The following is a 20,322-nucleotide window of genomic DNA, read 5'->3' on the forward strand; positions in this document are numbered from 1 at the left end:
ATCAGGCCACGGCCGCCCAGCGCCGCTCGCCCACGACGGAGCCGAGCCAGACCAGGACGCCCGCGCCGGTGGTCATCACTGCTTCCTCCCGTAGACCTGATCCGTGAGCGGGAATGAGTACGTGGGCCATAGGGGCTGCCGGTAGGGGCTGCTCGCCGCCGCTCTCAGGCGAGCAGTTCCCGCGCGCACTCCCGTAGCCACGCGTGCGCCGGGTCGGCGTCGTGCCGGGGGTGCCAGGCCATGCCGAGCGGCAGCGGCGGCAGGTCCAGGGGGATCTCGAAGGTGACCAGGCCCAGGGTGTCCGTCAGGGGGCGGGCCCAGGAGGTGACGAGGCCGACCAGGTCCGTGCGCAGCAGCATGAAGGCCGACGCGGCGAACGTCCCCACGCTGCCCACCACCCGCCTGCTCAGGCCCAGTTCGGCGAGCGCGGCGTCCAGCGGCCCGCTCAGACGGCCCCGCCGCGAGACGATGACGTGGTCGGCCGCCGCGAAGCGGCGCACCGTCATCCTGCCGTCCAACAGGGGGTGTCCGGGGCGTACGAGGCCGAGCATCCGGTCGTCGCGGAAGTGCTCCACCCGCACCTCGGGCGCGGTCGCGCCGATCACGCCGAGCTCCAGGTCGGCGGTGCCCTGGCGCAGCAGCGGCGCGTCCTCGTGGCTCTCGCCGAGGAAGCGGAGCCGGACGCCCGGCGCCTCCCGCGCGGCGCGGGCGAAGAGCGCGGGGCCGTAGGCGCCGGTGAGCGCGTCGTTGGCGAGGATCGTCAGGGTGCGGGAGACCGTGCGCAGATCGACGGCGCCGGGCCCGGCGAAGAGCGCGCGGGCCCGCTCGACCACGGCGCCGACCTCGGCCTGGACGGCAAGCGCGTGGGGTGTCGGCACCATCCGCCGCCCGGCGCGCACGAGCACGGGGTCACCGAGCGCCTTGCGGATGCGCCCGAGCGTGCGGCTCATCGCGGGCTCGGACAGATGCAGCCGGCGGGCGGCGCCGGACACGCTCTGCTCGTCGAGCAGGACGTCGAGGGCGAGCAGCAGGTTCAGGTCGAGACCCGCCCCGCCGCCGGCCCCGCCGCTGGATTGCGTCACACGCATACACCCCTTGCGAAAGTTGCACTGGAAAGCAAGTCGGGGCCGAGCCTACGGTGGCAGCACATCCCACCCCACCACGCTCCCCGGGAGGAGCCTTGCTCTCGCCTGCCCGCACCCCGACCCGACCCCCCGCCCAGGACGCGCCGCCGCACCTGAGACGCTCGACCCTGCTGGCCCTGTGCGCCTGCGTGCTCGTCGCCCAGGGCATGGTCGCCGCCATCAACCTCCTTGTCCCCCAGCTGACTTCGTCCTCGCTGCACCTGTCGTCCAGCGGACTGCTGTGGACGGTCGACGCGTACGTCCTCGTCTTCGCGGGGCTCCTCATCCCGGCCGGCGCGCTCGGTGACCGGTACGGCCGCAAGGGCGCGCTGCTGTGCGGGCTCGGTCTTTTCGCCGCCGGGGCCGTGGTCAGCGCGCTCGCCGCCGCGCCGGCCGTGCTGATCGCGGGGCGCGCGGTGTCGGGGGCGGGCGCCGCGCTGATCATGCCCGCGACCATGTCGATCCTGATGCGGGTCGCGCCGCCCGAGGACCGGCCGCGCGCCCTCGCGTCCTGGACCCTCGCGGCGGGCCTCGGCGGGCTCACCGGCAACCTCGGCGGCGGGCTGATCGGCCAGTACCTGTCCTGGCGCGCGCTGTTCTGGGCGGTGGTGCCGCTCGCCGCGCTGCTCGCCCTGGCCGTCGCCCGCGTGACGCCGCGCACGGACAAGGCGGCCGAGGCGCCCGCCCTGGACCCGCTGGGCACCCTCCTGCTGACGGGCGGCCTGTTCGCCCTGCTCTTCGGCATCATCGAGAGCCCGCTGTACGGCTGGACGGCCGCCCGCATCCTGGCCGCCTTCGCGGCCGGCACCGCTCTTCTCGCCCTGTTCGCCGCGCACGCCCTGCGCTCGCGGGCCCCGCTCTTCGACCCCCGCGTCTTCGCCTCGCGGCGGCTGCGCGCGGCGGCGCTCGGCACCGCCGCGAGCTTCTTCGGCCTCTTCTCGCTCTTCTACGTCAACTCCCAGTACCTGCAGTACGAGAAGGGGTACGGCGCCGCCCGCGCGGGCCTCGCCATCATCCCGCTCACCCTCGGCATGACGCTGGTCCCCCGGCTCGCCGCGCGCTGGTCGGGCCGGCCGCGGCCGGTGGCGGGCGGCGGGCTGCTCCTGATCGGCCTGGGCCTGCTCGGCACGTCCACGGCGGGGGCGTCGACCCCGTACGCGGTGTACGCCTGCTGGCTGCTGGTCATCTCGACGGGCACCGGCCTGTGCATGCCGGTCCTGACGCTCGGCGTCGTCACCTCGCTCCCGCCGCGGCAGGCGGGCCTCGGTTCGGGGCTCAGCACCTCGGCGCGCGAGGTGGGCGCCGCGCTCGGCGTGGCCGTCACCGGCACCACGCTGGCCTCGCACGCCTCGGCCGGCTTCGCGGACGGCATGGCGACGGCGCTGCGCGTGGTGGCCCTGATGGTGGTCGCCGCCGCGGCGGCGGTCACGTACGGGTACGGCAAGGAGCGGACCGCCCGCACGTGACGGCGCCTGAACACGAAACCGCCCCCGGCGGCCGCTCGTCGCGGCTGCCGGGGGCGGCGCAGGCCCTGTCCGGGGAGGGGGAAGCGGCTCAGATGAGGCCGAGACCGCGCACGGCCTCGCGCTCCTCTTCCAGCTCCTTGACGGAGGCGTCGATGCGGGCGCGGGAGAACTCGTTGATCTCCAGGCCCTGGACGATCTCGTACGCGCCGTCCTTGGTGGTGACGGGGAAGGAGGAGATGAGCCCCTCCGGAACGCCGTAGGAACCGTCCGACGGGATGCCCATCGAGGTCCAGTCGCCGGCGGCCGTGCCGTTGACCCAGGTGTGGACGTGGTCGATGGCGGCGTTGGCGGCGGAGGCGGCCGAGGACGCGCCACGGGCCTCGATGATCGCGGCGCCGCGCTTGGCGACGGTCGGGATGAACTCGTCCGCGAGCCAGGACTGGTCGCCCACGACGTCGGCGGCGTTCTTGCCGGCGATCTCCGCGTGGAAGATGTCCGGGTACTGGGTGGCCGAGTGGTTGCCCCAGATGGTGAGCCGCTTGATGTCGGAGACCGACGAGCCGGTCTTCTTCGCCAGCTGCGACAGCGCGCGGTTGTGGTCCAGACGGGTCATCGCGGTGAAGCGCTCCGCCGGTACGTCCGGGGCGGCGGCCTGCGCGATGAGCGCGTTGGTGTTGGCCGGGTTGCCGACGACGAGCACCTTGATGTCGTCGGCGGCGTGGTCGTTGATGGCCTTGCCCTGCGGCTTGAAGATGCCGCCGTTGGCCTCCAGGAGGTCACCGCGCTCCATGCCCTTGGTGCGGGGGCGGGCGCCGACGAGGAGGGCGACGTTGGCGCCGTCGAAGGCGACGTTCGGGTCGTCGCTGATCTCGATGGAGTTCAGCAGCGGGAAGGCGCAGTCGTCGAGCTCCATGGCGGTGCCCTCGGCGGCCTTCAGCGCCGGCGTGATCTCAAGAAGGCGCAGGTTGACCGGCACGTCAGCGCCGAGCAGGTGGCCGGAGGCGATGCGGAAGAGCAGCGCGTAGCCGATCTGGCCGGCCGCGCCGGTGACGGTGACATTCACGGGAGTGCGGGTCATGGCGATCTCCGTAAGACAGCTGGCGGTGGGGGTCCCTGATCCTCGTACTGATGTACCGGATGTACTGGTGTACCGGATCCCCGATTTCCTGGATCCCCGCCGACGCCACGCCGAGTCTTCGATCGCCTCTCGATGATCGATCTCTTGGCATCAAGAGAGATCCGCCCGTCAGGCTATCGCGCCCCGGACCGGCCCGGCCCCCGGGTCCGTGTGGCCCCGCCCACAGCTTGCGCCGACCGGGGGGAAAGGGCCGGCGCCAGCTGGGGGGGAAGGGGGGCGGCCGCCATCCGGGGGGGGAGGACGGCGGCCGCCGTGGGGGTGTTGGCCACTCCCGTGGGGGTACGGTCCGCTTGCCCCGCCTCCCCGGTCTCATGCACTTCTTTCCTCAACTTTCTTCGGCCCCGCGTGTTCCTCGCGGTTCCCGCGCTACGCCGGCCGTCCGCCCGGCCGCTCGCGACGCCTACTCCGTGCAGCCCCGCTGCCCCGACACCAGCACCGCGCACGCCTTCGCGGCGCCCTGCGTCCTGGCCGCCACCATCGGCGTATACGCGTCGAAGTCCTCGTCCACCGTCCCCGTCCGCCCGGCCGCCGCGCCCCCGCCCGGCCCCTTGACGGTGACCTCGTCCCCCGGTGTCGCCCGGGTGATCCGCGCCCACGCCGCCCGGCACGTCTTGCTGTAGCGCACCTCGATCAACGTGCCGCCGACCGTCGCCCGCGAGGCCGTCCTCGCCCGCTCACCGCCGCACCCCATGGCCTCGGGGTCCTTGCCCGCGCAGTCCCCGCCCCGGCACTCGACCCCCGCCGGAAGCTTCCCGTCACCGGTGCTCGGCGCCGCGGACGGCTTGCGCTCGCCGGTGGTGCCGCCCTTGCCGCCGAAGTCGAAGCCGACGTCGGTGAGGAAGGCCGCGGCGGTCATGACGACGAGCGCGCCGAGAACTCCCGCGAGGAACATGACGAGCTTGCGCCGACGCCGCCGCCGGTCGGGCGAGGTGCCGCCGTCGGGCGCCGCCACGGGCGCGGGCGCCGCGCCGTAGGGGGGCACGGACGCGGCGCCGTACGAGGGCGAGGGCACGTAGGAGGGCGAGGGCCAGGTCGGCCGCGGCACCGTGGGCGAGACACCCGCCGGCCCCGCCACCCCCGTCACACCGCCCGCGCCGCGTGCGCCGCCCCGCGCCGTGCCACGGTCCCCGCGCGACGCGGCGCCCTTGGCCTGCGCATCGGCGGCGGACGGCGCATCCACCGGCGCGGGGGACACGGTTGCGGGCGGCGGGCCGGCCGCCTCCCGCTCCCCCAACTCGCCCAGCGCCGCCCGCGCCTGCGAGATCCGTATCGCCTGCATGGTCATGTCGTGCCGCATCTCGGAGCGGCTCCAGGCGCGCTCCGCCAGCTCCCACAGGGTGAGGAGATGCACCGGCTCCGTGCCCGTCACCTCGGCCAGCGCGACGACCGCGCCCTTGGGGGCGAGCAGCCGCCCGTTCAGGTAGCGCTCCCAGGACGTCTTGCTGTAGCCGGTCCGGTCCGCGACCGCCGCGACGCTCAGGCCGCTGTGGGCCACGAGCCCGCGCAGCCGGTCGGCGAACTCCCTGACCTCCGGGTCGAGCTCGTCCGGCAGCGCCTTCCAACGAGGCATCGCTCCCCCTCTTCCCGTCCGTACCTGTCCTGCCCCCGTACCACTGACCAGAGGGATGCGCGGAGCCAGGATGTCAGTTCCCGCAACGGACGCACACCGGAGCGGGACCGGTCACCGGCGGGTGCGAGGGAGCCCGCACGGGGGCCGGACTCGTTGCAGGCCCCGCACACCGTTGCGGAATGGTCACCTCCGTGCCACAGGGATCAGGCACCCCTTGAACCCGGTTGGCGCGTCCATGACCCTGGAGGCGAGCGGAACGCACCGCTTACATCGGGAGTTTCCGGCAGGAAACCCCCGTCATGAACGGCGGCGCCCGTCCTCCCACGGGGGAGAGGACGGGCGTCGTCCCTTTGCCCCGAAAGGGTGCACTTCGGCCCGGTCGGGGGATTCGGGCCGAAAAGCTCGGCACAGTCGGTGAGGTAACGGCACCCGCACCCGACCAAGGGAGAACCCGCGCCCATGAAGCCGAGCACGACCCTCCGTACGAGCCACGCCCTCTTCGTCGCCGCCGCCCTCCTGGGCGCCGGCCTCGTCACGTCGCCCGCCGCGTCGGCGGCCCCCGCGAGCCGCCCCGACGCTTCCGCCGCCTCCGCCGCGATCCAGGGCACCGCCCCGGACTGCGTCAAGAGGGACGTCATCAAGCACCGGAAGTACGTGAAGGTGACCAACCTCTGCGGCCACGCCATGCACCTGAAGGTCGTCATCGACTGGGGCAACGACTCGCCGTGCCTCACCTACCAGCACAACGAGCAGTGGGAGTGGAACTGGGGCCGCGGCTCCTACGGCAAGGTCGTCACCTGCTGAGCCGCGCCCGGACGCCTCAGGGCCCCGCGCCCGTCCCGGCCCCGGGTGTCACCAGGCCCGTCTCGTAGGCCACCACCACCGCCTGCGCCCGGCTGTCCAGGCCGAGTTTGCTCATCGTGCGGTTCAGGTGCGTCTTGACGGTGGCCTCGCTGATGTAGAGGCGCTCGGCGATGTCCGCGTTGGTCAGGCCGCGCGCGATCAGCTTCAGGACCTCGACCTCGCGCAGGGTCAGCGCCGCGAGGTCGGGCGGCGGTTCCTCGCCGCCGCCCGGCTTCGCGCCCTGCCGCGCGAACGCCTCCACGAGGCGCCGCGTCACGCTGGGCGCGAAGAGCGCGTCCCCGCAGCCGACCGCCGCCACCGCGGCCAGCAGCCGTTCGGGCCCGGAGTCCTTGAGCAGGAACCCGCAGGCGCCGGCGCGCAGCGCCCCGTACACGTACTCGTCGAGGTCGAAGGTGGTCAGGACCAGCACGCGCGGGGCGGGCTCGGTCGCCTGGGCGAGGATCCTCGCGGTGGCCGTGATGCCGTCCGTGCCCGGCATCCGGATGTCCATGAGGATGACGTCGGGCCGGGTGCGCGCGGCCAGTTCGACGGCCTCGTTCCCGTCGCCTGCCTCGCCGACGACCTCGATGCCGGGCGCGGCGCGCAGCAGCCCGACCAGTCCCGCACGGATGAGGAACTGGTCGTCGACCACAAGTACCCTGATGGAGCCGGTCATCCGGTCACTCCGCCCCGCTGTCCCCCTGAGCCGCGGCCCGCGCCGAGGTCGGCAGGGTGAGACGCACGGCGAATCCCCCCTCGCTCAGCGGGCCGATGCTGATCGTCCCGCCGTAGAGCTTGGCCCGCTCACGCATCCCGATCAAGCCATGTCCGCCGCCGGTCCGCACTCTGTCCTGAATCACCCCCTTCCCGTCGTTGCTGACCGAAACCTCGATGTGCCGTCGGCGGTAGGCGAGTTCGACGGCCGTGCCGGCTCCCGGGGCGTGCTTCAGTACGTTGGTCAGCGCCTCCTGCACCACGCGGTAGGCGCAGAGTTCGATGCCGGGGGCGAGCGGTCGCGGCTCTCCCGTGACCCGCAGGTCGACGGGGACGCCCCCGGCGCGCACGCGCTCGACCATCTCCGCCAGCCGGGCCAGGCCCGGCATCGGCGCCTCCGGGGTGCCGTCGCCGTCCTCGCCGTCCCCGGCGCGCAGCACCCGCAGCATGCGGCGCAGTTCTTCGAGCGCCTCGCCGCTGGTCCCGGCGATGGTGCCGAGCGCGGCACGCGCCGTGGCGGGGTCCGAGCCGAAGACGAACGTGGCGAGGCCCGCCTGCACGGATATCACCGACATGTGGTGGGCGACCACGTCGTGCAGCTCGCGGGCGATGCGGCCCCGCTCCTCGGCGACCTCGCGCCGGGCGCGCTCGTCCTGCTCCACCTTCAGCTGCCGGGCCAGCTCGGCCGTGCGCCGGGCGGCGTGCCCGAAGCGCCAGATCACCAGCGGGAACCCGATGGCCTGCGCGACGACGGCGGCCATCGTCGCGCCGTCCGTGAGCAGACCCGCGTAGATCCACGCGGCGCCCATCAGCGCCGCGCAGGGCAGCGAGAGACGGGCGGGCCGCAGCGAGGCGACCGTGTAGACGGCGAGCATGGGCGCGAAGGTGTTCAGGACGGGCCAGTAGCCGGCCGTGACGTAGACGAACCAGACCGCGTGGACGAAGAGGAACACGGCGAGCGGCGCCTTGCCGCGCAGCGCCGCGGGAAGATTGGCGAGCGCCACCAACACGTATCCGCTGGCGTCGAGTTCGGGCCAGCCCTGCCGTGCGGACTCCTCGCCGAGCAGCACGGCCACCGCGGTGAGGGCGAGCGCGATGAGCGCGTCGACGGCGAGGGGGCGGATCCGCATCGCCGCAGCGTAACCCGGGTGCGGGCGGCGCAACGTCAACCATGCGCCGTACAGCGGAAGTTGCAGGAACCGGGCGGCTACGGCGCGCGGTGCAGCGGGGAACCGAACCAGGAGCTGACGACTGCCCCGGCCGTCCCCCGTAGCGTCGTGCACCTGGCGGTGGCCCGTCCCCACGGGGGAGGACGGGCCACCGCGCGACGGGTGAGCGCCTGACCACCAGGGGGCGGCGGCGGCTAACTGTCGATGGTGAAGTGCAGGGTGTCGTCCAGGAAGGGGATCTCCAGCCACGGTTGCGGCTGCGCCATCATCGCGAGGAGCACGATGGCGACACCCAGCGCCCCGTACGTGACCATGTCCGTGAAGCGCGAGCGCACCGCCAGCATCCCGACGTCCGGCAGCGCCCACCGCAGCGCGGCGCCGCCGACGAGCGCGAGGCCCACCAGCATCGTGCCGACGCGGAACACGTCGAACGCGGTGAGCAGCAGCCCGAGCCCGACCACGGACGCCACGCTCAGCAGCGGCCACTGCCGGGCGGGGGCGGGCGCGTCGCCCGGGGCCGCGCGGCCACCGCCCTCGGGCCGCGCCGTGTCCCGGGTGAACAGCGGGAAGCGGCGGGAGACCTTGCGGGGCCGCCCGTCCGGCCCCGGCGCGCTGACCGCGCCCTTGGCCTGCACGGTCTCCGGGGTCTCCGGGGTCTCCGGGGTGCCTGGGGCGCCCGGGGTCTCCGGGTGCTCGGGGGTCGCCGGGGTCTCGGCGGTCTCCGGGGGCGCGGGGGTCGCCGGGACCTTCGACGCCCCCGACGGCTCCGTGTCCCCGGGGACCGGCCGGGCCTTCGGCTCGGGTTGTGCGTTCATGCGCTCGCCCCTTTCCCCGGGTCAGCTCGCGGCGGCGCTTCGCTCGGCGGCCTCGACGACGTTGACCAGGAGCTGGGCGCGGGTCATCGGGCCGACACCGCCCGGGTTCGGGGAGATCCAGCCGGCGACCTCGGCGACACCGGGGTGCACGTCGCCGACGATCTTGCCGCTCTCGTCGCGCGAGACGCCGACGTCCAGCACCGCGGCGCCCGGCTTCACGTCCTCGGGCTTGATGAGGTGCGGGACGCCCGCGGCGGCCACGATGATGTCGGCTCGCTTCAGGTGCGCGGCGAGGTCACGGGTGCCGGTGTGGCACTGCGTGACGGTGGCGTTCTCGGACTTGCGGGTGAGCAGGAGCGGCATGGGCCGGCCGATGGTCACGCCGCGGCCCACGACGACGACCTCGGCGCCCTTGATCTCCACGTCGTGCCGCCGCAGCAGCCGGATGATGCCGTACGGGGTGCAGGGCAGCGGCGCCGGCTCGTTCAGGACGAGCCGACCGAGGTTCATCGGGTGCAGGCCGTCGGCGTCCTTGTCCGGGTCCATCAGCTCCAGGACGCGGTTCTCGTCGATGCCCTTGGGCAGCGGCAGCTGGACGATGTAACCGGTGCAGGCGGGGTCGTCGTTGAGTTCGCGGACGACGGCCTCGATCTCCTCCTGGGAGGCGGTGGCGGGCAGTTCGCGCTGGATGGAGGCGATGCCGACCTGCGCGCAGTCGCGGTGCTTGCCCGCGACGTACTTCTGGCTGCCCGGGTCGTCGCCGACCAGGACGGTACCGAGTCCGGGCGTGACGCCCTTCTCCTTCAGGGCCGCCACGCGGGCGGTCAGTTCGGACTTGATCGCGGCTGCGGTGGCCTTGCCATCGAGAATCTGGGCGGTCATGACCCCATCTTCCCGGATGAGGGCCGCCCGGTACCAATCAGGGCTCCCCGGTGTCCCACACGCTGATCAGCGAGGTTGCACTTGCACAACACCTGTGGAATGCGGCTGGACAAATAAGCCGGGCCTAAAGAACGATGAGCGCACAGTGCCGCGGGCAGTGTCGGGGGGACGGACCGCATCTGTAGATCATTCCTCCGTGATGTGCCGCGTCGTCCCCGCATGACCCGACGGAGGAAGACCGCCATGAGTTACGGCGACCCGAACAACCCCTACGGGCAGCCGCCCCAGCAGCCGCCGGCCGCGCCCGGCTACGGCTACCCCCAGCAGCCCCCGCCCGGCGTCCCGCCGCAGCAGGGCTACGGCTACCCGCAGCAGCCGGCCTACCCCGGTTACCCGGGCGGCAACATGATGCAGCAGACGATGCCGGGCCTGATGATGACCGCGCGTGTGCTGCTGTTCATCGTCTCCGCCGTGCAGATCCTCATCGGCATCTTCGCGATCTTCGGCGCGGCCACGGTCAGCGACGCCTCGGACGCTGCGTCCGACACGTTCGGGGACAACGGGCTCTCCGACATCGGGCAGGACTCCGCCGCCATCATCCTGGTCATCGCCCTGCTCTTCCTCGGGCTCGCCGCCCTGTCGATCACGCTCGGTGTGAAGTTCTCCAAGGGTGGGCAGGGCATCCGCATCACCACCATGGTGTACGGCATCCTCGGCGCCCTGTTCGGGGTGCTGATCCTGATCGGTTCCGCCGACGCCGACACCACCGTGGGGCTGGTCTGGGCGCTGCTGTGGATCGGCTTCGGAGGGATCATGGCCGCGGCGATGATCGCCCCGTCGGGCGCCGCGTGGTTCAACCGCCCGCGCTACTGAGCGACTCGGCCCCCCGCACGGGGCACCGAACGTGGCCGCGCCCTTCCCGGAGGAAGGACGCGGCCACTGTCGTACGTATGTCTGGTGCGGCTCAGTCGTACGTACGTCAGGTGCGGCTCAGTGGAAGAAGTGCCGCGTCCCCGTGAAGTACATCGTGACGCCTGCCTTCTTCGCCGCCTCCACGACCAGCTCGTCGCGGACCGAACCGCCCGGCTGGACCACGGCCTTGACGCCCGCGGCGGTCAGGATCTCCAGCCCGTCGGGGAAGGGGAAGAACGCGTCGGAGGCGGCGTACGAGCCGCGCGCCCGCTCCTCGCCCGCCCGCTCGACGGCGAGCTTCGCGGAGTCGACGCGGTTGACCTGCCCCATGCCGACGCCGACCGAGGCGCCGTCCTTGGCGAGCAGGATCGCGTTGGACTTGACCGCGCGGGACGCCTTCCAGGCGAACGCCAGCTCGGCCAGCTCCCGTTCGTCGAGCGCGTCGCCCGTGGCGAGCGTCCAGTTGGCGGGGTCGTCGCCGTCGGCCTGGAGGCGGTCGGTGACCTGGAGCAGCGCGCCGCCGTCGATCTGCTTGACCTCGACCGGGTTCGCCGGCGCCCCGTGGGCGCGCAGCACGCGGATGTTCTTCTTCTTGGTGAGGACCTCGAGGGCGCCGTCCTCGTACGCCGGCGCGACGATGACCTCGGTGAAGATCTCGGCGACCTGCTCGGCCAGCTCCTTGCTCACCGGGCGGTTGACCGCGATGACGCCGCCGAACGCGGAGAGCGGGTCGCAGGCGTGCGCCTTGCGGTGCGCCTCGGCGACGTCCGCGCCGATCGCGATGCCGCACGGGTTGGCGTGCTTGATGATCGCGACACAGGGCTCGTCGTGGTCGTACGCGGCCCGGCGCGCGGCGTCGGTGTCCGTGAAGTTGTTGTACGACATCTCCTTGCCGTGCAGCTGCTCGGCCTCGGCGAGACCGCCCTTGCCGTCGACGTAGAGGGCCGCGCCCTGGTGCGGGTTCTCGCCGTAGCGCAGGACGTTCTTGCGCGCGTAGGTGGCGCCGAGGAAGCCGGGGAAGCCGGAGTCGTCCGCCGCCGCGTAGTCGTCCGCGAACCAGCTCGCCACCGCCACGTCGTAGGCGGCCGTGTGCCGGAACGCCTCTCCCGCGAGCCGCTTGCGCTCGGTCAGGTCGAAGCCGCCCGCCTTCACCGCCGCGAGGACGTCGGCGTAGCGCTCGGGGTCGGTGACGACCGCGACCGAGGGGTGGTTCTTGGCGGCGGCGCGGACCATCGAGGGGCCGCCGATGTCGATCTGCTCCACGCACTCGTCGGGCGTCGCGCCCGAGGCGACGGTCTCCTTGAAGGGGTAGAGGTTCACGACGACGAGCTGGAACGGCTCGACGCCCAGCTCGGCGAGCTGGTCGCGGTGGTCCGCCAGCCGCAGGTCGGCGAGGATGCCCGCGTGGACCTTGGGGTGCAGGGTCTTGACCCGGCCGTCCAGGCACTCGGGGAAGCCGGTCAGCTCCTCGACCTTGGTGACGGGCACGCCGGCGGCGGCGATCCGCCCGGCGGTGGAGCCGGTGGAGACGAGCTCGACGCCCGCCTCGTGCAGGCCGCGCGCCAGCTCTTCCAGGCCGGTCTTGTCGTAGACGCTGACCAGGGCGCGCTTGATGGGGCGCCGCGTGCCGTCGGTGCCTGGGGCGTTCGCGGTGTTCATAGCTTCGGCGGTCACGGGATAAGAACCTTTCGTCCCTCAATGCGGTAGCCGTGCCGGGCCAGACGCCCCACGACATCGACGAGCAGCGTGCGCTCGACTTCCTTGATGCGCTCGTGCAGAGCGCTCTCGTCGTCCTCGTCCCGGACCTCGACCACGCCCTGGGCGATGATCGGGCCGGTGTCGACGCCGTCGTCGACGAAGTGGACGGTGCAGCCGGTGACCTTGACGCCGTACGCGAGTGCGTCGCGCGCGCCGTGGGCCCCCGGAAAACTGGGCAGCAGCGCGGGGTGGGTGTTCACGAACCGCCCGCCGAAGCGGGCGAGGAACTCCTTGCCCACGATCTTCATGAACCCGGCGGACACCACCAGGTCCGGCCCGTGCGCGGCCGTCGCGGCGGCCAGGGCCGCGTCCCACTCCTCGCGGGTCGCGTGGTCCCTCACCCGGCACACGAAGGTCGGGATCCCGGCGCGCTCGGCGCGCTCCAGGCCCGCGATGCCGTCGCGGTCGGCGCCGACCGCGACGATCTCGGCACCGTAGGCCGAGGTCCCCTCGGCCCGGATGGTGTCCATCAGGGCCTGGAGGTTCGTGCCCGACCCGGAGACCAGCACGACGAGTCGCTTGGGGCGCGCGTCCACGGCGCTCTCGGCCACAGCGGGGCCCTTTCTCGGGAGGTGCGTCTTTGTATGGTCGTACGAAGGCTTCGAGCCCCGCGATACGGGGAACCCTACGAAGCGGCCGACCGCCAGCAACGATACCGGCACCCGGAACCGCCCCTCACGGGACGGGGGCGCGGGCGGAAGGTAGCGTCTGTGGGAAAGGCGCCGCATACCGACGAACGCCGGGTGGCCGAGCCGCACGCGGGCTCCAGCACGGTCACCACGGCTCTACCAAGGGGAAGACGCACACCTGATGCCGGACCGTAGCCGCCCTTCGTCTCCACCGCAGGACCCCGACTCCCAGGGACCGGGGTCCCGGGGCGCGGGCTCCCAGGGCACGGGCAAGGACGACGACAACCCCTTCGCGCCGCCGCCGGAGGGGACACCGGACCGCCCGTGGCAGCCGCGCCGCCCCTCGGACGGTTCCGCGCCGGACGACTCGGGCGAGGGCCAGGGCCCCTCCTGGGGCAGCCAGTGGAGCGACCGCCAGCCCGGCCGCTCGTCGGGCGGCTTCGGCGAGCGGCCGCGCCAGCAGGGCGGCCCCGGACAGGACGGCCCCTCGGGCCCGGGCGGCGGCGGACTGCGCTGGGACCCGACGGACCCGGCCCAGCGCCGCGCGCGCTACGCCCTGCTCTCGGGCATGTGGGCCTTCTTCTTCGCGCTGTTCGGCTGGCGGTACGTGGCGCTGCTGCTCGGCGCGCTCGCGCTGAGCTGGGCCATCCAGTCGCTGCGCGCCAAGCCGCGTACGGCGGATCCGACGGCGGCGGGGGCGGGGTCCGCGGGGGCGGCCGGAGCGGGTGGCATGGGCGGTGCGGGCGGCACGGGTGAGGCCGGTGGTACCGGCGGTGCGGGTGTCGCCGGCGTCGGGCAGAAGGGGCCGTCGAGCACGCGGCCGCAGACGACGGCCGCGATCAGCGGCCTGGTGACGGGGGCGCTGGCGCTGCTCATGGTGGCGGGGACGTTCACGGCCCAGCTGGTCTACCGCGACTACTACACGTGCGTGGACGACGCGCTCACCAACACGGCCCAGCAGTCCTGCGAGGACCTCCTGCCGAAGCAGCTGCGCCCCCTCCTGGGCGACCAGGACTAATTTCGCCCCCGCTCCTCCGGGCCCGTCTCGCTCCCCCACCACGGGGGGCGGGGCGGGCCTTCCGCGTCGGACGCATTCACCGCTGCGGGGCGCTCGGGGGAGGGTGCCACGTCCGGTTCCTTTACGGGGAGGGGTGCTTTTCCGGGGAGGGGTGCTTTTTCGGGCCGCGCGGTGTCCGGCGCGGTGAGGCGCTCCGGAGCTGGTGCGGCGGGCGGTGGGGTGCGGCTCCCCTCGGTCGGTTCGGCGGGCGGTGGGGTGCGGCTCTCCTCGGTCGGTTCGGCGGGCGGTGGGGTGCGGCTCTCCCCGGTCGGTTCGGGGGGCTGCGGGGACGGTTCGCTCCCGGGGCGCCACGGGAGTCTCACGCGAGGTACGTGCAGGTGGGGGCTCTTCTCCCGGGAAGATTCCGGGCGCGGTGGGCGAGTCCGGCGCCGGGACAGCGCCGTGCCGCACCACCGCCAGGCCCGACGGACGGCACCCGGCGTCTCCTCGCTGCCGCGCGACTCCTTGGCGCCCGGTGTCTCCTCGGTGCCGCGTGTCTTCTTCCCGCCCCACCAGTCCCTGGCCCCCGGCGACTTCTTGGCATCCGCCGTCCCCTCCGTGCCATGCGACTTCGCGGCACCCGGCCTCTCCCTCACGCCCGGCCGGTCCTTGGCATCCGGCGGCGCCTTCGCGTCGCGCGACCTCGTTGCCCTCGGCGGTTTCCCCGCGCTCGGCGGTTCCCCGGTACCGGCGGACCGTCCGGTGCCCGCCGATCCCACGGTGGCCGGGATCCTCGTACCCGTACCCGTACCCGTACCCGTACCCGTGCCCGGGGACTTCCTGTCAGGCGCCTCGCCCGGGGCGGAGTGCTCCGTGTCGGGGCCGCTCGGGCGTGAGCGCAGGCGCCACGCCCGTAGGCCCAGGGCCGCCGGGACGCCGACGAGTGCCGTCCAGGCCAGGGCCGCCGCCCCGGTCTGCCACCACACGGGGCCGAAGTCCCTGAGGACCGCCACACCCAGGGGGCCGCCCGAGAGCGCCGCGAGCCCCGCCATGTACACCCCGCACAGCACCGCCGCCACCGCGGCGCCCGCTGCCGTCCGCCCCGCCGTCCAGGCCTCCTCGCGTTCCCCGAAGGCCGGCGCCGCCAGGTGCGCCGTGCTCCACGCCACCGCGAGCCCCGCCGCCACCGGCACCGCCCCGGCCGCCCAGGTCAGCGGAGACCCGGGCCCCGGCGTCGGCACCGCCGCGAGCAGCGGGAACGGCGGCAGCAGTGGGCCCGCGTCCATGGCGAGCGGGCCCACCACGTTCCCGCTGCCGAGCGCGAACCCGGGGCCGAGCCCGTACGCCGCGCCCCACACCGCCGCGTTCGGCATGAGCGCGAGGGCCAGGATCAGCACCGCGAACCACCCCGACCAGACGTTCGTGACCTGCGCGAACGACACCCGTACCGGCCCCGCGTGCAGCCCGAGCGACACCGCGACCAGCAGCGCCCCGCCGCCGACGAGGACCGCCGCCCCGACGGCGCCGACCCGCGCGACCTCCAGCGTCCTGCCGCGCACGAAGGAACCCCGTACGCAGTGGGCCCGCACCCCCCGGGGCAGCCGCGCGACGGCGGGCCGCACCGGCTCCGGGAGCGGCCCGCGCGGATGGCCGTGCGCCGTCCACACCCCGAGCGCCGCCGCGCAGGCGACGAGCAGCGGCAGCCGGACCATCGCGCTGAGCGCGTCGGGCCGCAGCTCACCGCCCGACGCGTACAGCGTCGCGACCGTGCCGACCAGCAGATAGCCCGCCAGCACGCCGCACCACGCCGTGCGTGCCGCATGGCCCCCGCCGTCGGGGGCCGCCGCGTCCCGCGCCGCCCGGTGCACGAGCCAGCCCGGCAGGACGACGAGGAGCAGCGGTGTCACGCCGACCGGGGCCGCCGCCCCGGAGAGCGTGTCCGTCCTGATCAGCTCCACGCCGTGCGCGAGCAGCCACAGCCCCGCCGCGACGTGCAGCGCCCCGTCGGGGCCGCTGTCCGGATACGGCGAGGTGATCCACAGCATGATGACGAGCACCGCGAGCACGCCGAGGCCGAGGCTCGCCGCGACGGCCCCGTTCACCGCGCAGGTGACGAGGCCCTGGGAGCGGGCGCGGTCGCGGTCGAGCAGTTCCTGGACGGACGGTGACGAGGCAGGGCGATCGGTCGTCTGGCTCACCCCGCCATGCTCCCAACGACACGCGCTTTCTTCGCGTAACAGGCGAATATCGGATGTGTCGCCCAAGATACGTTTATGTACTTATTCGTACTGCGGCTCGGCTGCGCCCGGCCGACCGCCGTACGTCGGCCCACGGTGCGGAGAGTCCGACATGCCCCAGAGCCCTGCCACGTCGCTGCCTTCCCCCAAGGAACGCCGCAGGCTGCGCGAGGCGAAGTCGCTGAGCCACGCCGACCTCGCCGCGAAGCTCGGCGTCACCCGCGAGACGGTCCGCTCCTGGGAAAAGGGCCGTACGAACCCACGGGGCCGTTCCCATGAGGCGTACGCGAAGCTGCTGAACGCGCTCGCCGAGGAGTGCGCCGCCGCCGAGGCCCCGGCCGACGGGGCCGATCCCGGCGCGGGCAGGCATGCCGTGCGGCGGCCCGGCTGGGCCCAGGCGGGCGACGGCGCCAGGTCGACGACCAGACCCGAGCGGCCGGTCAAGCGCGCCGCGAAACCGCACGGCCCCACGGGGGTGGCGGGCGCCCCGCCCGCGGTGAGCGGCCGCTCCCACCTTCGCCCGACGCCCACCTCGACGCCCGAAGCCACGCCCACGTCGTCCGAGGCCGAGACCGGGGTCGGCGCCGAGCCTATGCCCGAGGCCGGTGCGAAGGGCGGTTCCGGTGCCAAGGCCGGTGTCGGCTCCAAGGCCGGTGCCCGTACCGGTGCCGGTGTCAAGGGGAAGCCCGCGGCCGGGGCTGGGGCCGACCTCGAGTCCGGGGCGGGGAACGCACCCGCACCCGCGCCCCCGCCCGGACCCGCAACCGAATCCGCACCCGGGGTCGGCCCCGCCGACCCCGGGCCTCCGCCCACCACCTCCGCCCCGGCGCAGGCAGCGGAGGCAGGGAAATCGCCCGAGCCGGACCCCGCTTCCGGAGCCGCGCCCGCGTCGGCGGCGACGGCCGCACCGGCCCCCACGCCCAAGCAGCCCGCGTCCGGGCAGTCCACGTCCGGGCAGCCCGCGTCCGAGCGCCCCGGCGCCACGCTGACGCCCGCCGCCGCGCCCCCCGTACGGCGGCGCGACGTCTCGGCCGCCGAGGCGTTCGACGCCCTGTGCGGGCACGCCGCTCCCGCCCTGGTCCGGCAGGCCTATCTGCTCACGGGGCGCCGGTCGCTGGCCCAGGAAGCCGTCGAGCGCGCCTTCCAGCAGGCGTGGCAGCGCTGGCCGGAGGTGGCCGTGGACCGCGACCCGCCGGGCTGGGTCCGCGCCGTCACGCACGAGTACGCCATGTCGCCCTGGCACCGCTTCCGCCCCGGCCTGCGCCGCTCGGACGCCCCGCCCGCCGAACCGGCCGACCGCGCCTTCCTCGGCGTACTCCTGCGTCTGCCGCCCGCCCAGCGCCGCACCCTGCTGCTCTACGACGGCGTCGGCCTCGACCTGCCCGAGACCGCCGCGGAGACGGAGGCGAGCACGCCCGCCGCCGCGAACCGCCTGCTGCACGCGCGCGCGGCGATCGCCGAGCGGCTCCCCGACCTGGCGGAGCCCGGGACACTGCACCGGCGCCTCGTCGCCCTGGGCGGCGCGGAGAAGCTGCGGCCGCCGAAGCCGCAGCGCGTGCGCGTGACCAGCGAGCGCCGGGCCCGCCTGTGGACGCGCGCGGCCATCGCCTTCACGACGCTGATCGTCGGGGCCACGGCCCTCACCCTGCGCACGGCCCCGACCCACTACGAACCCCCGCAGGCCCCGGGCCGCGCCATCAGCGGCGTACCGCCCCTGATGGGCCCGGGCCCCCTCTCGTACGAGGACGAGGAACTCCGCGCGAAACTTCGCGGTGAGGTACCGAGCGGCCCCCACCGCCTGGTCCCCCAGGCGAAGTGACGGACCCGCCCCCGGGAACGGGAGCGGGCCCGCACCTCGGCAGAGGTACGGGCCCGCGTCACGTCGGCCGGGTCAGCCCGCCAGGATGGCCCTGGCCAGCTTCGCCGTCTCGGTCGGCGTCTTGCCGACCTTGACGCCGGCGGCCTCCAGGGCCTCCTTCTTGGCCTGCGCGGTGCCGGAGGAGCCGGAGACGATGGCGCCGGCGTGGCCCATGGTCTTGCCCTCGGGCGCCGTGAAGCCCGCGACGTAGCCGACGACCGGCTTGGTCACGTGGGCCTTGATGTAGTCCGCCGCACGCTCCTCGGCGTCGCCGCCGATCTCACCGATCATGACGATCAGGTCGGTGTCGGGGTCGGCCTCGAACGCCTCCAGGGCGTCGATGTGCGTCGTGCCGATGACCGGGTCGCCACCGATGCCGACGGCCGACGAGAAACCGATGTCGCGCAGCTCGTACATCATCTGGTACGTCAGCGTGCCGGACTTCGAGACCAGGCCGATGCGGCCCGGCTTCGTGATGTCGCCCGGGATGATGCCGGCGTTCGACTGGCCCGGGGTGATGAGACCGGGGCAGTTCGGGCCGATGATGCGGGTCTTGTTGCCCTTGGACTTCGCGTACGCCCAGAAGGCGGCGGAGTCGTGGACGGCGATGCCCTCGGTGATGACGACGGCGAGGGGGATCTCGGCGTCGATCGCCTCGACGACGGCGGCCTTGGAGAAGGCCGGCGGCACGAAGAGGACGGAGACGTTGGCGCCCGTCTTCTCCATGGCCTCCTTGACCGTGCCGAAGACCGGGACTTCGGTGCCCTCGAAGTCGACCTTGGTGCCCGCCTTGCGCGGGTTCACGCCGCCGACGATGTTGGTGCCGTCACCCAGCATGAGCTTGGTGTGCTTCATGCCCGTGGCACCGGTCATGCCCTGGACGATGACCTTGCTGTCCTTGTTGAGGAAGATAGCCATGGCTGTTCTGTCCCTCGTCCCTTACTTCGCGGCCGCGAGCTCGGCGGCCTTGTCGGCCGCGCCGTCCATGGTGTCCACACGCTGCACGAGCGGGTGGTTGGCGTCGCTCAGGATCTTGCGACCCAGCTCCGCGTTGTTGCCGTCGAGGCGCACGACCAGCGGCTTCTCGACCTTCTCGCCCTTGGAGGCGAGCAGTTCCAGGGCCTGCACGATGCCGTTGGCGACCTCGTCGCACGCGGTGATGCCACCGAAGACGTTGACGAAGATGGACTTGACGTCCGGGTCGCCGAGGATGATCTCCAGGCCGTTGGCCATGACCTCGGCGGAGGCGCCGCCACCGATGTCGAGGAAGTTGGCGGGCTTCACGCCGCCGTGCGCCTCACCGGCGTACGCGACGACGTCCAGGGTCGACATGACCAGGCCGGCGCCGTTGCCGATGATGCCGACCTCGCCGTCGAGCTTCACGTAGTTGAGGTTCTTGGCCTTGGCGGCAGCCTCGAGCGGGTTGGCTGCGTCCTTGTCCTCGAGGGCCTCGTGGTCGGGCTGGCGGAAGTCGGCGTTCTCGTCGAGCGAGACCTTGCCGTCCAGGGCCAGGATGCGGCCGTCCTTGGTCTTGACGAGGGGGTTGACCTCGACGAGGAGCGCGTCCTCGGCGACGAAGGTCTCCCACAGGGTCACCATGGCCTCGGCGACACCCTCGGCCACCTCGGCCGGGAACTTCGCCTGCGCCACGATCTCGCGCGCCTTCTCGATGGTCACGCCCTCGACGGCGTTGACCGGGACCTTCGCGAGGGCCTCGGGGGTCTTCTCCGCGACCTCCTCGATGTCCATGCCGCCCTGCACCGAGGCCATGGCCAGGAAGGTGCGGTTGGTGCGGTCGAGGAGGTACGAGACGTAGTACTCGGCCTCGATCTCCGGGGACAGCTCGGCGATCATCACCTTGTGGACCGTGTGGCCCTTGATGTCCATGCCGAGGATGTCCGTCGCGCGAGCGACGGCCTCGTCCGGGTTCGCCGCCAGCTTCACGCCGCCGGCCTTGCCGCGGCCACCGACCTTCACCTGCGCCTTGACGACCGACTTGCCGCCAAGCCGCTCGGTGGCCTCGCGCGCCGCCTCAGGCGTGTCGATGACTTCACCGGCCAGCACCGGTACACCGTGCTTGGCGAAGAGGTCCCTCGCCTGGTACTCGAACAGGTCCACGCGCGTCCGTCCCTAATCCGTGATCTCGCTGCGATCTCGCTGCTTTGGTGTCAGCTGTCTGCGTGGGCGTGCCGCGGAGGGCAACGTGACTG

The 20,322-nt window shown here is 73.6% G+C and carries 18 protein-coding genes; 5 read left to right on the plus strand and 13 right to left on the minus strand.

The window, feature by feature from the left end; genetic code table 11:
• Position 1: 1 nt before the first annotated feature.
• Both ACZ516_RS26605 and ACZ516_RS26610 read right to left on the minus strand, forming a co-directional pair.
• A complete protein-coding gene (locus ACZ516_RS26605; RefSeq protein WP_361085673.1) occupies positions 2-130 on the minus strand; it encodes a hypothetical protein in 129 nt (42 codons plus the stop codon).
• Between the two features lie 34 nt (positions 131-164).
• On the minus strand, positions 165-1,088 hold the full coding sequence (locus tag ACZ516_RS26610) for a LysR family transcriptional regulator (RefSeq protein WP_361085670.1): 924 nt from the start codon (positions 1,086-1,088) through the stop codon (positions 165-167).
• A gap of 92 nt (positions 1,089-1,180) precedes the next feature.
• Here ACZ516_RS26610 and ACZ516_RS26615 point away from each other — a divergent pair, with 92 nt between their 5' ends.
• Complete coding sequence (locus ACZ516_RS26615; RefSeq protein WP_469011926.1) at positions 1,181-2,590, plus strand: MFS transporter; 1,410 nt, start codon at positions 1,181-1,183, stop codon at positions 2,588-2,590.
• A gap of 88 nt (positions 2,591-2,678) precedes the next feature.
• Here ACZ516_RS26615 and ACZ516_RS26620 read toward each other — a convergent pair whose 3' ends face one another.
• Together ACZ516_RS26620 and ACZ516_RS26625 are read right to left on the minus strand one after the other, a co-directional pair.
• Complete coding sequence (locus ACZ516_RS26620) at positions 2,679-3,668, minus strand: malate dehydrogenase (protein WP_358587169.1); 990 nt, start codon at positions 3,666-3,668, stop codon at positions 2,679-2,681.
• A gap of 460 nt (positions 3,669-4,128) precedes the next feature.
• Positions 4,129-5,298, minus strand: a complete 1,170-nt coding sequence (locus ACZ516_RS26625; protein ID WP_361085664.1) for a helix-turn-helix domain-containing protein — start codon at positions 5,296-5,298, stop codon at positions 4,129-4,131.
• A 459-nt stretch (positions 5,299-5,757) separates the two neighbouring features.
• Here ACZ516_RS26625 and ACZ516_RS26630 point away from each other — a divergent pair, with 459 nt between their 5' ends.
• Positions 5,758-6,102 (plus strand): hypothetical protein, encoded by a 345-nt coding sequence (locus tag ACZ516_RS26630; protein ID WP_361085661.1) that lies wholly within the window; start codon positions 5,758-5,760, stop codon positions 6,100-6,102.
• A 16-nt stretch (positions 6,103-6,118) separates the two neighbouring features.
• On the opposite strand, the gene ACZ516_RS26635 is transcribed toward ACZ516_RS26630, so the two are convergent.
• The 4 genes from ACZ516_RS26635 to ACZ516_RS26650 all read right to left on the minus strand — a co-directional run bounded on the left by ACZ516_RS26635 (position 6,119) and on the right by ACZ516_RS26650 (position 9,721).
• Positions 6,119-6,817, minus strand: coding sequence for a response regulator (locus ACZ516_RS26635; RefSeq protein WP_469011928.1), 699 nt, complete (start codon positions 6,815-6,817; stop codon positions 6,119-6,121).
• Between the two features lie 4 nt (positions 6,818-6,821).
• On the minus strand, positions 6,822-7,985 hold the full coding sequence (locus ACZ516_RS26640; protein WP_361085655.1) for a sensor histidine kinase: 1,164 nt from the start codon (positions 7,983-7,985) through the stop codon (positions 6,822-6,824).
• Positions 7,986-8,218: 233 nt separating this feature from the next.
• On the minus strand, positions 8,219-8,839 hold the full coding sequence (locus ACZ516_RS26645; protein WP_469011929.1) for a DUF3017 domain-containing protein: 621 nt from the start codon (positions 8,837-8,839) through the stop codon (positions 8,219-8,221).
• A gap of 21 nt (positions 8,840-8,860) precedes the next feature.
• Entirely contained in the window at positions 8,861-9,721 is an 861-nt protein-coding gene (locus ACZ516_RS26650; RefSeq protein ID WP_358587157.1) for a bifunctional methylenetetrahydrofolate dehydrogenase/methenyltetrahydrofolate cyclohydrolase, read from the minus strand.
• Positions 9,722-9,940: 219 nt separating this feature from the next.
• Here ACZ516_RS26650 and ACZ516_RS26655 point away from each other — a divergent pair, with 219 nt between their 5' ends.
• The gene (locus ACZ516_RS26655; protein WP_361085648.1) at positions 9,941-10,594 is read left to right on the plus strand and encodes a hypothetical protein; all 654 of its coding nucleotides are present in this window, start codon (positions 9,941-9,943) and stop codon (positions 10,592-10,594) included.
• 117 nt (positions 10,595-10,711) lie between these two features.
• Here the strand turns inward: ACZ516_RS26655 and purH are convergent, their stop codons facing one another.
• Positions 10,712-12,292 carry a bifunctional phosphoribosylaminoimidazolecarboxamide formyltransferase/IMP cyclohydrolase gene (purH, locus tag ACZ516_RS26660; protein ID WP_469012164.1) on the minus strand — a complete coding sequence of 527 codons (1,581 nt, stop codon included), beginning with the start codon at positions 12,290-12,292 and terminating at the stop codon, positions 10,712-10,714.
• Between the two features lie 11 nt (positions 12,293-12,303).
• The gene (purN, locus tag ACZ516_RS26665) at positions 12,304-12,942 is read right to left on the minus strand and encodes a phosphoribosylglycinamide formyltransferase (protein ID WP_469011930.1); all 639 of its coding nucleotides are present in this window, start codon (positions 12,940-12,942) and stop codon (positions 12,304-12,306) included.
• A gap of 259 nt (positions 12,943-13,201) precedes the next feature.
• On the opposite strand from purN, the gene ACZ516_RS26670 reads away from it, so the two are divergent.
• Positions 13,202-14,038, plus strand: a complete 837-nt coding sequence (locus ACZ516_RS26670; protein WP_469011932.1) for a hypothetical protein — start codon at positions 13,202-13,204, stop codon at positions 14,036-14,038.
• On the opposite strand, the gene ACZ516_RS26675 is transcribed toward ACZ516_RS26670, so the two are convergent.
• Positions 14,035-16,215, minus strand: a complete 2,181-nt coding sequence (locus ACZ516_RS26675) for a cell division protein PerM (protein ID WP_469011934.1) — start codon at positions 16,213-16,215, stop codon at positions 14,035-14,037. The two genes, ACZ516_RS26670 and ACZ516_RS26675, sit on opposite strands and share 4 nt — an antisense overlap.
• 151 nt (positions 16,216-16,366) lie before the next feature.
• Between ACZ516_RS26675 and ACZ516_RS26680 the strand changes: the two genes are divergently transcribed.
• Positions 16,367-18,073: a helix-turn-helix domain-containing protein gene (locus tag ACZ516_RS26680; RefSeq protein WP_469011935.1), complete on the plus strand. Its 1,707-nt coding sequence runs from the start codon at positions 16,367-16,369 to the stop codon at positions 18,071-18,073.
• Between the two features lie 72 nt (positions 18,074-18,145).
• On the opposite strand, the gene sucD is transcribed toward ACZ516_RS26680, so the two are convergent.
• Entirely contained in the window at positions 18,146-19,030 is an 885-nt protein-coding gene (sucD, locus tag ACZ516_RS26685; RefSeq protein WP_358588404.1) for a succinate--CoA ligase subunit alpha, read from the minus strand.
• A 21-nt stretch (positions 19,031-19,051) separates the two neighbouring features.
• Positions 19,052-20,230: an ADP-forming succinate--CoA ligase subunit beta gene (sucC, locus tag ACZ516_RS26690; RefSeq protein WP_469011937.1), complete on the minus strand. Its 1,179-nt coding sequence runs from the start codon at positions 20,228-20,230 to the stop codon at positions 19,052-19,054.
• Positions 20,231-20,322 lie beyond the last annotated feature (92 nt).

The organism is Streptomyces sp. NPDC034037, assembly GCF_055575715.1.